Annotated in this window: 14 protein-coding genes; 5 read left to right on the forward strand and 9 right to left on the reverse strand. The window is 60.4% G+C overall.

Annotation, left to right across the window (positions count from 1 at the left end; translation table 11 throughout):
• Positions 1-54: 54 nt before the first annotated feature.
• Entirely contained in the window at positions 55-852 is a 798-nt protein-coding gene (locus KGA81_RS15810; RefSeq protein ID WP_223547122.1) for a glycosyltransferase family 2 protein, read from the forward strand.
• 76 nt (positions 853-928) lie between these two features.
• Here KGA81_RS15810 and KGA81_RS15815 read toward each other — a convergent pair whose 3' ends face one another.
• The 4 genes from KGA81_RS15815 to mqo form a co-directional block, all read right to left on the reverse strand.
• The gene (locus KGA81_RS15815) at positions 929-1,573 is read right to left on the reverse strand and encodes a c-type cytochrome (RefSeq protein WP_223547123.1); all 645 of its coding nucleotides are present in this window, start codon (positions 1,571-1,573) and stop codon (positions 929-931) included.
• A gap of 10 nt (positions 1,574-1,583) precedes the next feature.
• A complete protein-coding gene (locus KGA81_RS15820) occupies positions 1,584-2,825 on the reverse strand; it encodes a molybdopterin-dependent oxidoreductase (RefSeq protein ID WP_223547124.1) in 1,242 nt (413 codons plus the stop codon).
• A 525-nt stretch (positions 2,826-3,350) separates the two neighbouring features.
• A complete protein-coding gene (locus KGA81_RS15825) occupies positions 3,351-3,659 on the reverse strand; it encodes a DUF6124 family protein (protein WP_223547125.1) in 309 nt (102 codons plus the stop codon).
• Between the two features lie 387 nt (positions 3,660-4,046).
• Positions 4,047-5,693, reverse strand: coding sequence for a malate dehydrogenase (quinone) (gene mqo / locus KGA81_RS15830; RefSeq protein WP_223547126.1), 1,647 nt, complete (start codon positions 5,691-5,693; stop codon positions 4,047-4,049).
• A 500-nt stretch (positions 5,694-6,193) separates the two neighbouring features.
• On the opposite strand from mqo, the gene ilvD reads away from it, so the two are divergent.
• Positions 6,194-7,876, forward strand: a complete 1,683-nt coding sequence (ilvD, locus tag KGA81_RS15835; protein ID WP_223547127.1) for a dihydroxy-acid dehydratase — start codon at positions 6,194-6,196, stop codon at positions 7,874-7,876.
• 97 nt (positions 7,877-7,973) lie between these two features.
• Here the strand turns inward: ilvD and KGA81_RS15840 are convergent, their stop codons facing one another.
• Positions 7,974-8,624 carry a DUF2238 domain-containing protein gene (locus KGA81_RS15840; RefSeq protein ID WP_223547128.1) on the reverse strand — a complete coding sequence of 217 codons (651 nt, stop codon included), beginning with the start codon at positions 8,622-8,624 and terminating at the stop codon, positions 7,974-7,976.
• A gap of 158 nt (positions 8,625-8,782) precedes the next feature.
• On the opposite strand from KGA81_RS15840, the gene KGA81_RS15845 reads away from it, so the two are divergent.
• Positions 8,783-9,214: a nuclear transport factor 2 family protein gene (locus KGA81_RS15845; protein WP_223547129.1), complete on the forward strand. Its 432-nt coding sequence runs from the start codon at positions 8,783-8,785 to the stop codon at positions 9,212-9,214.
• A 138-nt stretch (positions 9,215-9,352) separates the two neighbouring features.
• Here KGA81_RS15845 and KGA81_RS15850 read toward each other — a convergent pair whose 3' ends face one another.
• A complete protein-coding gene (locus KGA81_RS15850; protein ID WP_223547130.1) occupies positions 9,353-10,168 on the reverse strand; it encodes an AraC family transcriptional regulator in 816 nt (271 codons plus the stop codon).
• Positions 10,169-10,302: 134 nt separating this feature from the next.
• Between KGA81_RS15850 and KGA81_RS15855 the strand changes: the two genes are divergently transcribed.
• Both KGA81_RS15855 and grxC read left to right on the forward strand, forming a co-directional pair.
• On the forward strand, positions 10,303-10,821 hold the full coding sequence (locus KGA81_RS15855; RefSeq protein ID WP_223547131.1) for a carboxymuconolactone decarboxylase family protein: 519 nt from the start codon (positions 10,303-10,305) through the stop codon (positions 10,819-10,821).
• Positions 10,822-10,847: 26 nt separating this feature from the next.
• A complete protein-coding gene (gene grxC, locus KGA81_RS15860; protein ID WP_223547132.1) occupies positions 10,848-11,099 on the forward strand; it encodes a glutaredoxin 3 in 252 nt (83 codons plus the stop codon).
• 96 nt (positions 11,100-11,195) lie between these two features.
• Here grxC and KGA81_RS15865 read toward each other — a convergent pair whose 3' ends face one another.
• From KGA81_RS15865 to KGA81_RS15875, 3 genes are read right to left on the reverse strand one after another with little or no spacing between them, the layout of a single operon-like run.
• Complete coding sequence (locus KGA81_RS15865; protein ID WP_223547133.1) at positions 11,196-12,704, reverse strand: tripartite tricarboxylate transporter permease; 1,509 nt, start codon at positions 12,702-12,704, stop codon at positions 11,196-11,198.
• A gap of 15 nt (positions 12,705-12,719) precedes the next feature.
• Entirely contained in the window at positions 12,720-13,202 is a 483-nt protein-coding gene (locus KGA81_RS15870; protein ID WP_223547134.1) for a tripartite tricarboxylate transporter TctB family protein, read from the reverse strand.
• A 1-nt stretch (position 13,203) separates the two neighbouring features.
• Positions 13,204-14,169, reverse strand: a complete 966-nt coding sequence (locus KGA81_RS15875) for a Bug family tripartite tricarboxylate transporter substrate binding protein (RefSeq protein WP_223547135.1) — start codon at positions 14,167-14,169, stop codon at positions 13,204-13,206.
• Positions 14,170-14,470 lie beyond the last annotated feature (301 nt).

The following is a 14,470-nucleotide window of genomic DNA, read 5'->3' on the forward strand; positions in this document are numbered from 1 at the left end:
CTAAGGTTGCCTCTGTTAATCTTCGACGTTTTTAAGTCGTCGAGCATTTCGAAGATGGGTAGTGTCGATACAAACGCCAAACCACCGTTCAGCATCGTTCTGGTCAATTACAAAACCCTTGATTTGACCAGGATCTGCCTGGACCTTTTGCGCGAGCCTGCCCGCAAAGCCGCAATCCCGGTCTGGGTGGTCGATAACGGTTCGGCGGACGCCAGCATCGAGTATTTGCGCACACTCGACTGGATCAATCTGATCGAGCGGGAGGCGCCCACCAAAGAGCCGGGCCACATCGCCCATGGCAAGGCGCTGGACATGGCACTGGCCAGGGTTGATACCGACTTTCTGTTGCTGATGCACACCGACACGTTCGTCTTCGATGCAGACGTCTTCGCGATGATGATGGACCACTGCACAAAAGATCGAGAAGTCATCGCGGTCGGCTGCACGGAACAACTCAATCGCGGATTGCCAAGGACCCTGTGGCGCTTCACTTCACGCCTGCTCAAGCATCATTACCGACGTTTGAAGCTGTCTTTGGGCCTGCGCTCAAAAGAGCCGAAACCCTACAGAGAAACTTACTTGAAAAGCTTTTGCACGCTATGGAATTGCAGGCTGATGAAGCAACAGGGTCTGCATTTTCAGATCGACGACCGTGTGCCCGGTTATGAGCTGCAAGACCGGGTAATCGGGCTCGGCTACAAGGTCGTGTTTCTGTCGCCCGGCAAAATCTTCAAGTACCTGGACCACGTCCAGGCCGGCACCGTCGCTGCCGCAGGCGGATATGGCGTGAATCACCGGCGGACCAAGATGTACCAGGACATTCTCAAGCGCTTCAGTGCAACCAACTCTTAGACAATCCTGCGCTTCCAAAAAAGCCCACTGACCGTTACCGGTTCAGTGGGCTTTTTCGCATCAGGCTAACGCTGATTCACTGCTTCATGATGAACGTCGCCAGGCTCTTCAGGTCGTCCGAACTCAACTGCGCGAACGGTGGCATGGGCACATCCCCCCACTTGCCGCTACCGCCGTGCTGAATGCTCGACATTACCCGGGCCAGTGCCTGCGGGTCATTGGCATACTTGACCGCCACATCGCGATAGGCCGGGCCGACGACCTTGCGGTCGACCGCGTGACAGGACAGGCAGGCGTTGTCCTGGAGCAAGGCCGAGGCGACTTTCGCTACCGACACCGTCGGTGGCTGGCCCGCCAGCGGGTTCGAGGCTGCCTGAACATCGGCATCGCTCGCCTGGGCACTGCCGTAGGTCACCGCCAGATAGGCGCCGATCACTTTCACCTCCTGGTCGCTGATCGGCGCACCGTACACCTGCTGCATCTTGCCGGCTTCAGCCGTCCATTGCGCCAGGCTCATGCCAGGCGGCTGGAAGTTGATGTAATCGGCCGAATGGCAGATCGAACACTTCTGCTGCGCCAATGGGTAGCCCGGCAGCGTACTGGGCTTGAGCGCCACCGTTTCGGGCGGCAAGGTGATCGACAGTGGCGCTGCACCAGCCATGCTGACCAGACCAACCTGAACCGCACACAGCACGGCGCTCATGAGTTTCACAAGTTTCATGCGGTCCTCCTCAGGCGACAGTCACGTGGGTGGTTTCGACGACATGGCGGCGATAACCACCAGGGTTCCAGTCGGCCTGCGGCGGCTGCGTCTCGCCCGCACTGTTGCTGGCACGCACCATCAACGGCGTGGCGCCCTTGCTGGTAAAGCTGATCGGCAGTGTCCACTCACGGAAGGAGAAACGGCCAAGGTCCTGCCCAAGCGCAGCTTCGCGCCAGGTTTTTCCGCCGTCGATCGACACCTCCACCTTGTTGACCCCAACACCACCGTCGAACGCAATGCCCTTGAGCACCACGCTTTTGTTCAGCGGCAATACATCGCCGTGTTTAACGCTGGTGATGAAACTGCGCACCGCCAGCCTGGAAATCGGCCGGGTTTTCGCCGCCGTGGTGCCGGGGGCAATGCAGGAGCAATCGTTATCCGGAACCCGGTACGCCTTGGCCATGAAGAAACCGTCGTAGGTATGGTCGATGACCTCGATCTCACTCAGGTGCTTGACCCAATACGTGCCGAAATAGCCCGGCACCACCAGACGAATCGGGTAGCCGTTGAGAAATGGCAGGTCGGTGCCATTCATCGACCAGGCAATCATCGGCTCACCGTCCATGGCGTGGCTGATGTCCAGCGCCTTGATGAACGCCGGCGTGCTCGGCAACACCGGTTTATCCAGCCCACGGAAGGTCACTTGCGCGGCGCTCGCTTTCACACCGGCCTTTTCCAATACCGCCTTGAGCGGCACCCCCACCCAGCGCGCATTGCCCATCGAGCCATTGCCCAACTGGGCGCCGAACACCCGCGGCATCGAAAAACCACGGCTGTTGCCCGAACACTGATTGACGGCCACCACCTCTACCGGTGCGGCAAGGGCCTTGAGCTCGGCGAGGGAAAGCGACAGCGGCGTGTCGACCGTGCCCTTGATCGTCAGGCGGTAGCTGTCGGGATCGATGCTGGTCGGGAAATCGGCCAGGTGATAACGCACGAAAAACGCGTCATTGGGGGTGATCGGCCCTTCGTTGAACACCGAGAACGGCGTCTCCAGATGCGGCGGGCGCGTGGTCACCAGAGTCAACGGGCGTTTTTGCGGGAATTGCACCAGCGGTCGCGGGCCAGCGGCAAAGGTCACTTCTTCGGCGTTTTCGTCGGCCGCCCTGGCGAGGCTTGCCAACGGCGAGGCCGCCACAGCCAGAGTGAAGGCATCGCGTAAAACCCGCCGGCGGCTCGGCTGGCTGGTGTCTAGAAAACTGAACTTCATTTTGCGCTCTCTCTGATTGTTTTATTGAGATGCAACTGACAGTCCCTCTTCAGAATAGTGGGGCAGGACTTCATGTGCCAATGCGGTTTCGCTATACGGTTCGACTTCGGAAAGCAAACCAGTATCGTCACGTGCAAGCGGGTTGCTTCACATTGAGCGACAGTGACTTGGCAATTGATGACAGGGGCTGCCGAAACGTGCGGCATAGAGATAATGCTGTTCACTTAAGCGCGGTGCTTCAGGCACACCTGCTTTTGTGGCGAGGGAGCTTGCTCCCGCTGGGCTGCGTAGCGGCCCCAAAAATGTGACAACAATGCCGTTTTTGTGAGTGCTACGCACTCAAGCGGGAGCAAGCTCCCTCGCCACGGGTTTCTCTCAGACTGAAGACACGCATATAAGTGAACAGCATTACGGCATAGAGAGGCCTTGTTCGAAACGATGTCTTTGTTGTCGCCTACAAAAAGCCCACTGACCATCGCCGGCTCAGTGGGCTTTGTCACATCAGGCCAAAACCGCCCTCGCCTGCTACTGCGGATCTACCTGATCCAGCACGCGGTTCACCGATAGCTCCGCCAAGGCAATCATCTGCTGAATCCCCAGCGCCAAATTGCATTTTGGGCCAGAGAGGATAAACGCCAGTTCACTGGCCATGACACTGGCCGAGGCAAGGGTTTCGCAGGCATGAGCCAGGAGGGTTTCGTTGTTGACGTTGGGGGCGATGGTGAAGATGGGGTTGGGACGGCGCTTGGCCATTTGGGGCTTGCGAGATGTGGACTCGGAATCGACGTCTATCTGCGCGTCCGTATCAGGAGGATTCGGAGTTGGTTTTATCATTGTGAAGCTCCTATGAAGTGAGCATCTCTCCATTCGCTACCACGCAAAATAGGGAGACGGCTGTACACAGGGTGGTAGACCGGTCATAGAAACCCGGCAGGCCGAAGCCTCCCATGCACAGCCGCCACAAAGCAGCCAGCACAAAAAAACGCCCTGAGGCGTTCTGGGTCTATGAAGAAACCGGGCTACCACACCCGTTCGCTGAATTGGCAGCGACGGGGCGAAGGTTAGCGAGGCGGGTTGTGAAGTGCAACCCTAGTTAGCCGCTAAAGACGCATAGCAAAGCGCTAGCCTAGCTTCTCGCAAACACTCTTCACTGACACCAAATACAAAAAAAGCCCACTGACCGTCGCCGGTTCAGTGGGCTTTTTTTGATCCGGTCTCTGATTACAGAGCCATATCACTCGCAGCATTCGCCTTCGGCGCTTTTACAGCAGTGTCGACAGTCACTGGCTTCACAGCCGGTGCGATCACCGCTGGTGGCGGAGTCAGCTGCAACACCTTGGCGGTGTAGGCCCACTCTTCAGCCACTTTCTCAGGGCTGTTGTTCAGCTGGGTGCCGTAGCTCGGTACGATCTGGTGCAGTTTGGCCTGCCACTCAGGGGTCGCGACCTTGTCCTTGAACACTTTCTGCAGCACGGTCAGCATGATCGGTGCGGCGGTCGAAGCACCTGGCGAAGCGCCCAGCAGGCCGGCGATGCTGCCGTCTTGCGAAGCGACGATTTCGGTGCCCAGTTTCAGCACGCCACCGGCGGCTTCGTCACGCTTGATGATCTGCACGCGCTGGCCGGCTTGCCACAGGCGCCAGTCTTCGGCCTTGGCGTTCGGGAAGTATTCTTTCAGGGCGTTCATGCGGTCTTCGTCAGACAGCATCAACTGGCCTGCCAGGTACTCGACCAGCGGGTATTCCTTGATGCCGACCTTGGTCATTGGCCACACGTTGTGCGTGGTCGTGGTGGTCAGCAGGTCCAGGTACGAACCTTCCTTGAGGAACTTGGTGCTGAAGGTCGCGAATGGGCCAAACAGGATCACGCGCTTGCCGTCCAGCACGCGGGTGTCCAGGTGTGGAACCGACATCGGCGGTGCGCCCACCGAAGCCTTGCCGTAGGCCTTGGCCAAGTGTTGTTCGGCGATGGTCGGGTTATCGGTTACCAGGAACGAGCCGCCTACCGGGAAGCCTGCGTATTCACGGGCTTCAGGAATGCCGGACTTCTGCAGCAGGTGCAGGGCACCGCCGCCGGCGCCGATGAACACGAACTTGGCGTCGGTTTCGGTCTTGCTGCCGTCTTTGAGGTTCTTGTAGCTGACGCGCCAGCTGCCGTCTTCGTTCCTGGTGATGTCCTGCACTTCGCTGGACAGCTTCAGGTCGAACTTCGGCGTGGTTTGCAGGTGCGCGACGAACTGGCGGGTGATTTCGCCAAAGTTCATATCGTTGCCGAGCTGGCTCCAGGTGGCCGCGACTTTCTGGTTCGGGTCGCGCCCTTCCATCATCAGCGGCACCCACTGCTTGATCACAGCCGGGTCTTCGGAGTACTGCATGCCGGCGAACAGCGGGCTCGCCTGCAGGGCGTCGTAGCGTTTTTTCAGGAACTTGATGTTGTCATCGCCCCACACGAAGCTCATGTGCGGCGTGGAGTTGATGAACGAACGCGGGTTCTTCAGCACGCCTTGCTGAACCTGCCAGGCCCAGAACTGACGGGAGATCTGAAAGGCTTCGTTGATTTCAACGGCTTTGGCGATCTGGACGTTGCCCTTGTCGTCTTCCGGGGTGTAGTTCAGCTCGGCCAGGGCGGAGTGACCGGTACCGGCGTTGTTCCAGCCGTTGGAGCTTTCCTGGGCGACGCCGTCGAGGCGCTCGACCATTTCCATCGACATGCCAGGTTCCAGCTCATTGAGCCACACACCCAGGGTCGCGCTCATGATGCCGCCGCCAATCAGCAGCACATCGACTTTCTTTGTCTCTTGCGCGTGGACGGAAATCATCCCCATCGACAAAGCCAGCCCCAGCAGGGCCGTGTTCACTTTCTTAAACATCTGTAGCACCTATGATAAAACGCCATCCGCCCTTCCATCCTCACGCGCACAGCCCCATGTTTCACGGCAGTCACGGATGCGGCACTCAAGGATTGCAGGGTGGGCACACAAGGCCGACGAACCGCGTCGACCCCAATTTAATGTCCCTTCTGAACTGACTTTTTATCGTTATTGGCTTCAGCTACTTGAGCGACAGTGATTCCGTCGGCACGTCTTGAGGACATGCAAACTGAATAGGTCAAACCAAGTTGGCGCGCAGAATATCACGACAAGGCTTACCCGCGCGTCTGTTCCAGACTGGTTGGTCCGGGCACTGATGGATCTGTAGGAGCCGGCTTGCCGACGAAGGCGGTCTTGAGTCGTGCATTGACCTTTCGGGCGTCTTCGCTGGCAAGTCGGATCGCCGCACCGCAGCTCCTACAGGCCGAACGTCAGCGGGTAGCAGCGGTGGGGGGGACTATACTCACCGGGTTTCCCTGGTGAGGCCTTGAGGAGTTGTCATGAGCGATAAAGACGATCTGCGCAAATACTCATCCCACGTCATCGACGGCGTGGAAGCCGCACCGGCACGTGCCATGCTGCGGGCCGTGGGCTTTACCGATGCAGACTTCCAGAAACCGCAGGTCGGCATCGCCTCGACCTGGGCCATGGTCACGCCCTGCAACATGCACATCGACAAGCTGGCGCTCGAAGCCGAAAAAGGCGCGAATGCCGCGGGCGCCAAGGGCGTGATCTTCAACACCATCACCATTTCCGACGGCATCGCCAACGGCACCGAAGGCATGAAGTATTCGCTGGTGTCCCGCGAGGTGATCGCCGACTCCATTGAAGTGGTGGCCGGTTGCGAGGGATTCGACGGCCTGGTGACCATCGGCGGCTGCGACAAGAACATGCCGGGGTGCCTGATCGGCATGGCGCGGCTCAATCGCCCGTCGATCTTTGTCTACGGCGGCACCATCCAGCCGGGTGCCGGGCATACCGACATCATTTCCGTGTTCGAGGCCGTGGGCCAGCACGCCCGGGGCGACATCAACGAGATTCAGGTCAAGCAGATCGAGGAAGTGGCGATTCCAGGTCCCGGTTCCTGTGGCGGCATGTACACCGCCAACACCATGGCCTCGGCCATCGAAGCCTTGGGCATGAGCCTGCCCGGTTCCAGCTCCCAGGACGCCATTGGCCGCGACAAGGCCTCGGACAGCTTCCGCGCCGGCCAGCAGGTCATGGAGCTGCTCAAGCTCGACCTCAAGCCGCGCGACATCATGACCCGCAAAGCCTTCGAGAACGCCATTCGCGTGGTGATCGCCCTCGCTGGCTCGACCAATGCCGTGCTGCATCTGCTGGCCATGGCCAATGCGGTGGATGTCGAACTGACCCTGGATGACTTCGTCGAGCTGGGCAAGATTTCCCCGGTGGTCGCCGACCTGCGCCCCAGCGGCAAATACATGATGAGCGAACTGGTGGCCATCGGCGGCATTCAACCGCTGATGAAACGCATGCTCGATGCCGGCATGTTGCACGGCGATGTGCTGACCGTCACCGGCCAGACCCTGGCGCAAAACCTCGCCAGCGTGCCCGACTACCCGGCCGGCCAGGACGTGATCCGGCCGTTCGACCAGCCGATCAAAAAGGACTCGCACCTGGTCATTCTGCGCGGCAACCTCTCGCCCGGCGGCGCCGTGGCCAAGATCACCGGCAAGGAAGGCCTGCGCTTCGAAGGCACGGCCCGGGTCTATCACGGTGAGGAAGGTGCGCTGGCCGGCATTCTCAATGGCGAAGTGCAGCCCGGCGAGGTGATCGTGATCCGCTATGAAGGCCCCAAGGGCGGGCCGGGCATGCGCGAAATGCTCTCGCCGACGTCGGCGGTCATGGGCAAGGGCCTCGGCAAGGAGGTGGCGCTGATCACCGACGGGCGCTTCTCCGGCGGCTCCCACGGTTTCGTGGTCGGTCACATCACGCCGGAAGCCTTTGAGGGCGGGCCGATTGCGCTGGTCGAAAATGGCGACAGGATCATCATTGATGCTGAGACACGGCAGATTACCGTTGATGTGTCTGTTGCGGACCTGGCCGAACGCAAGAGCCGTTGGGTGCGTCCGGAATCGAAATACAAGCGCGGGGTGCTGGCCAAGTATGCGAAGACGGTGTCCAGTGCTTCGGAAGGGGCTGTGACGGATAAGTATCTTTAGGGTGCTGGTCCTGCGTTGTCTGACAGGCAACCTCTACCTCAAAGCCTGAACCGAACCACCGACCACGAAAGTTGCCCCGCCGAAGCCGTCTGCCCGATCACCTTGCGGTCGTCATCGCTTGTTTCTGCACCCTGCCGCGCAGGGACATCAGCAACAGAGTGGCAAACGCACCGACCACCGCGACGGCCATGTCCTTTTGCGAATCCCAAGGGTCGTTTTGTGCGCCGACAAAGGCATTCGCCGTGTCATTGCCCAGAAAGGCCCCGCCGAACCACTCCACCAGTTCATACACCGCAGACGTCGACAGCATGACGTTCAGGGTCACGAAAAACAGCCAGAACCCGCGCAAACGCGTCAGGCGCCACAATACTTCGCGCACCGGGTAAACCAGCAGCAGCCCGTAGCTGAAATGCACCAGTCGGTCGTAGTGATTGCGGTGAACACCGGACGCTTGGTCGAAACTCAAGCCCAACCACGCCGAAGACCAGTGTTCGTAAGGCACCAGGGAATAGGTGTAATGAGCGCCCAGTTCATGGACGCACAGAAAGGCAAACACCAGCGTGATGGACGCCGCCGACAAGCGGAACCAGCGAGAAACCGCCACCAGCGTCCCCACCAGCAATAGCACCAGCAGGTTTTCCAACGCCCAGTCCACCCGGCTGCGGGGAGAAAAACCCGACACCACGACAATCAGCAGAAACACCATCAGCAACGTCAGGTCGTGCCGTAAACGCGGGTCAGGCTGCATGGCGCACTACCTCGAAGTCAGGACATCGCCCTTTTAACTTCGAGGCAAGGGTGCCAGGCAAGTTCGCTTTTTTCCTCCATCTCATGCTAGGTTGTACGATGACTGACAAATCATTGATCCAGTCGTCGCGCCATCCCTACAACAACAAGGAAACACCCATGAAAAAAGCAAAAGTGCTGATCGGTTTTCTGTGCCTGTTCAGCGGCTACGTCGCCGCTGCCCCGGCTGCCGCGGACAAAGACGTGGCCCAGGCGGTCGACCATCTGACCCAGGCCATGCTGCACAAAGACATCCCGGAACTGAACGCCTTGACCGCCGAGAACCTGACCTACGGGCATTCCAGCGGCAAGATCCAGGACAAGCAGGCCTTCATCGCCGATATCGAAACCGGCAAAAGCGCCTTCAAGACCCTGGAAATGCAAAACCAGACCATTACCGTCTCCGGCGATGTCGCGCTGGTCCGTCACCACTTCTCGGCGCAGGCGCTCAAAGGCACTGAAGTGGTGCCGACGGAAATCGAGAACTTCCAGATCTGGCAAAAGCAGGACGGCAAATGGCTGTTGGTAGGACGGCAGGCGTTCAAGTTCTGATGAGTTCGTAAGCCAACATCCCCTGTAGGAGCGAGCTTGCTCGCGATGGACGTAAATGCACCGCGTTTATTCAGGTAACACGCGTAATCGTTAGCGACCATCGCGAGCAAGCTCGCTCCTACAGGGGTTTCGGGTGAATCAACTGCCTTTCCACTCCCTGGGACTGAGCCCGGTCTTGCGCCGAAACGCCCGGGCCAGCGCCGAGGGGCTTTCGTAACCGACTTCCTCGGCAATCAACGCAATCGGCCGGCCCTCGCGCAGGCGCTTCTGCGCCAGGCTGATGCGCCAGCTCACCAGGTAATCCACCGGCGTCTGCCCGACCACCCGACGAAAATGTTCGGCGAAACTGGCCCGCGACATGTTGGCGGCGACCGAGAGTTCGGCCACGCTCCAGGCTTTGGCCGGGGTTTCGTGCATCAGGCTCAGGGGCCGTGCCAGGCGTGCATCGGCAAGGCCGGCCATCATGCCCGGTTGCTGGCCCGTGGTGCTCAGGATGTGCCGCAGCAACAGGATCACCAGCAGTTCGAACAGGCGATCCATCACCGCTTCGCGTCCGCACGTACCATCAAACGCCTCGTTGAACAGCCATTCCAGGGTCCCGGCCAGGGTCGGGATTTCATCGAGTTTGAGCACCAGATAATCCGGCAGCGCCGCTGCCAGGGCATTGCCCGCACCGCCGTCGAAATCCAGGGTTGCGCAGACCAGTTGCGTGCCGGCGGCATCAGACGCGAACAGGCGATGACGATAGGGCCGGGGGAAAAAGATCAGGCTCGGTTCGGTCAATTGCAGATCCGGCTGATCACCCAACTTGAGTCGCAACTCGCCCGCCTGAAGCAGGTGCAAATGGCCGCTGGCCTGTTGGCCGTCGTAGGCGGTGGTGCCGCAAAATGTGCCACTGTGAAAGGTGCCGGCATTGACGCCGAAGTGCGTGAGCAACGTGGACAAGCGATCCATGACAAGGCTCCCGAAGGCGGTTTTGGACGATCTGTCGCATATCCTCGACGATTTGCACCCAAAAGGCCAGGCACTGTCCCTAACATCAACTCCGTACCCAGCGCATACCGCGCTTCACACCACGGAGTATCACCATGACCCGCATTGCCCCGATCAGCCTTGAACACGCCACCGACGCCACCCGCCCGCTGCTGGAAGGCGTGCAGAAGAAAATCGGCTTTCTGCCCAACCTCTTCAAAGTACTGGCCCACGCCCCGGCGGTGCTGGCGTCGTACCTGCAAAACTCGGCCGCACTGGGCAAGACGTCCCTGAGTGCCAAGGAAAAAGAAGCGGTGTTCCTTGCCACCTCACAGGTCAACGGCTGCGACTACTGCCTGGCGGCTCACACGCTGTTCGCCGGCAAGGCCGGGCTGTCGGGCCAGGAGATCCTCAGTGCGCGTCAGGGTGACCTCAACGCTTATGCCACCCTCGCCCGCCAGGTCACCGAAAGCCGTGGGCACCTGACGGTCGAACAGATTGCCGCGGCCCGTGCTGCCGGCATCGACGACGGCAAGATCATCGAAGTGATCGCCCACGTGGCTTCGCAGACGTTGACCAACTACCTGAACAACACGGCGCTGACCGACATCGACTTCCCGGCCATCGACGCCTGAATGACTTGAACGACGGAGTACCCACCATGAACACCGTGACCTTGTACACCACCGACACCTGCCCTTACTGCCGCAACGCCAAGGCCTTGCTGGCGAGCAAAGGCGTGGCGATGCAGGAGATCAATATTCAGCGCGAGCAAGGCAAATTCGAGGAAATGCTCAGCCGCAGCAACCGCCGCAGCGTGCCGCAGATTTTCATCGGCGACACGCACATCGGCGGCTTCGACGACCTGGCCAAACTGGATCGTCAGGGTGGGTTGATGTCGATGCTGGCCTGAGCCGGCCAGGTATTGGTTTTCCACTTGGTCCACTGCAAGCCCCTGTGGGAGCGAGCTCCCACAGGTATGCATTCGGCTGCCAGGTATCCGCAGGACTCAATCATCCTCATGCAACTTGATCCCGCGCTTATGCAGCACATGGGGCACCACCAGTACCAGCAGCGTCAGGGCGAGGAAGAACGCCGAGATCGGTTGCGTGACGAACACCGTCCAGTCGCCCTGGCTGATGGACAGGGCGTTACGCAGTTGTTTCTCGGCCATCGGCCCCAGCAGCATGCCGACGATCACCGGGGCGACGGGGAAGTCGAACCGCCGCATCAGCACCCCGCCCCAGCCGATGGCCAACATCAGGATCAGGTCGAAGGATGAGTGACGCATGCCGTACACGCCGATAGTGGCAAACACGAGGATGCCGGCATTCAGGTACGGCCGGGGGATTTGCAGCAGCTTGACCCACAACCCCACCAGCGGCAGGTTCAACACCAGCAGAATCACGTTGCCGATATACAGCGAGGCCACCAGCGTCCAGACCAGGTCGGCGGAGGTTTCGAACAGCATCGGCCCCGGTTGCAGGTTGTAGTTCTGGAACGCCGCCAAGAGGATCGCAGCGGTGGCGGACGTCGGGATACCCAGGGTCAGCAACGGCACCAGGGACCCTGTCGCGCTGGCATTGTTGGCCGCTTCCGGGCCCGCGACGCCTTCGATGGCGCCCTCGCCCTTGTTGGCGGAAAACTCCTTGGGAAACTTGCTGAGTTTGCGTTCGGTGGAATAGGACAGGAAGGTCGGAATCTCGGCGCCACCGGCCGGAATCGAACCAAACGGAAAACCGATCAGCGTGCCCCGCAGCCATGCCGGCACCGAGCGTTTCCAGTCGGCACGGGTCATCCACATTGAGGTCAGACGATGCCGTCCTTCGTTTGCTTCGGCTTGATAGAGCAAGCTGTACAAGGCCTCGCCCACCGCGAACAAGCCGACCGCCACCAGCACCACCTCGATACCGTCCACCAGTTCAGGAACGCCCAAGGTGTAGCGGGCAATGCCCGAGGTCGAGTCCAGGCCGATCAAACCGATGGTCAACCCGACGCCCAGCGAGGCAAACCCACGCAGCATCGAAGCGCCAAGCACCGCCGACACGGTGGTGAACGACAACACCAGGATCGCGAAATACTCGGTCGGGCCGAAATTCAGGGCCAGCCTGGCCACGATGGGCGCAAACAGCGTCAGCAAAATCGTGGCGATGGTGCCGGCGACGAATGAGCCTATCGCCGCCGTTGCCAGCGCAGGTCCCGCCCGGCCGTTGCGCGCCATCAGGTTGCCTTCCAGGGCCGTGACCATGGACGACGACTCGCCGGGGGTGTTGAGCAGGATCGAAGTGGTGGAACCGCCGAACTGCGCACCGTAGTAGATACCGGCGAACATGATCAAGGCGCCGGTGGGGTCGACCTTGGCGGTAATCGGCAACAACAGGGCCACCGTCAGCGCCGGGCCGATCCCCGGCAACACGCCGATGGCGGTGCCGAGCAGACAGCCAATGAACCCCCACATCAGATTGATCGGCGTCAGCGCTGCGGCAAAACCCGTCGCCAGGCTTGAAAGAATGTCCACGGTGTCGATCTCCTTTCAAAGCCAGATGTTGATCAGCGACGGCAGGGACACCCCCAGCCCGGCGTTGAACAGCCAGTAGATCGGCAGGGTCAAGGCTATGCCGATGGCCAGGTCCCGCACGGGATGACGGCTGCCAAAACCCCGCGCCGAACAGGCAAACAGCAACCCGGCGGCCAGCACAAAGCCGATCAGGTTGATCAGCACCGCCACCCCGACAAGCCCCGCGGTCACCCAGGCCGCACCGGCTTTTCCACCGGGCACCGTAGCCGCATCGTTATCCAGTTCGCGAAAACCGCCACTGATGGCCTGATACCCCAGCAGCAGCCCTACTGCGCCCAGAAACCCTGCCACGACATAGGGATAAACGTACGCCGGCAGTATGACGAAACCCATTTCCGGCGGAAAACCGTAGGCGCCAATCGCCAGCACGACGCTGATGGCGATCAGGCCGATGCCGACCGCCAATTGCGTCGGCACCACTGCGCGCAGTGTGGCCATTTCAAATCAGCCCGACCTTGACCAGCATGGCGCGCAACCGCACGTGTTCTTGCTCGACGAATTTGCCGAACTCATCGCCGGTCAGCACGCTGGGCGTCCAGGCGTTGGTCTGGATATTGTCCTGCCAGACCTTGCTGTTGGTGGCGGCCACGACCGCGTCGATCACCTCTTTACGCTGCTGCGGGGTGAGGCCTGCGGCACCGTAAACGCCGCGCCAGTTGCCGATCGTCACGTCATAGCCGCTCTCCTTGAGGGTCGGTGCCTCAATGCCGGGAACGCGCTCCGGCGCGCCGATGGCCAGGACACGGAACTGACCGTTCTTGATGTACTGGCCAAGCTCGGCGTAACCGCCGGTGATCACCTTGAGCTGGCCGCCCAGCGCTTGGGCAACCACCTCGCCACCGCCGCCGAAGGCCACGTAATTCACCTTGTTGACCGGCACGTCCAGCTTGCCCGCCAGCTCGGCGATGCCGATGTGATCCACCGAGCCCTTGGAGCCACCGCCCCAGGTGATGCTCGTCGGATTGGCCTTGAAGGCCTTGATCAGGTCATCGAGGGTCTTGAACTCGGACTCCTTGCGCACGGCGATCACGTTGTACTCGGTGAACAGCCGCGCAATCGGCGTCACATCCTTCAGGCTGATCTGCGGTTTGTTCTGTTCGATGCCCGCGACCATGATCGCGCCGACCACCAGCAATGCGTTCGGGTCACCCTTGGTGCTGTTGGCAAATTGCGCCAGGCCCAGGGTTCCGCCCGCCCCGCCCTTGTTCTCGAAGGTGACGGCTTTGGCCGCATTGGCTTCGACCATGGCCTTGCCCAGCACCCGGGCGGTCTGGTCGTAACCACCGCCCACCGAACCCGGGGCCATGAATTTCACGGTATCCAGCGCGAAGGCGGGTGCGACCAGCACGGCAGCGGTCAAACCAGCAGCCATGCAGCGACTGAAACGACGGATCAAAGCGGACATGGGCATCTCCTGATTGCATTGTTTTTATGGGTGCCGATTGCCCATCGAGGTGCTCGATGAACATGGGCCTGCAATCAAGCTTAGGCCATGGATCCGTGGGTTGATCTGTTTTGCTGAAACCACCTTCCAATGACGCTGCTAGTCCCCTTGTGGGAGCCCCCTGTGGGAGCGAGCTTGAACTGGTCAAGTAATTCTGGACACCAGTTAAGGTTTCACGCCGCCAGTTTCTCCATGGCTACCGGCGACCGGTAGCCGTTGTAGCTATGGAGCCTGACGTTGTTGTAACGCATCACATAACGCT

This window comes from Pseudomonas sp. A-B-19, from assembly GCF_019947515.1.
Classification (GTDB): domain Bacteria; phylum Pseudomonadota; class Gammaproteobacteria; order Pseudomonadales; family Pseudomonadaceae; genus Aquipseudomonas.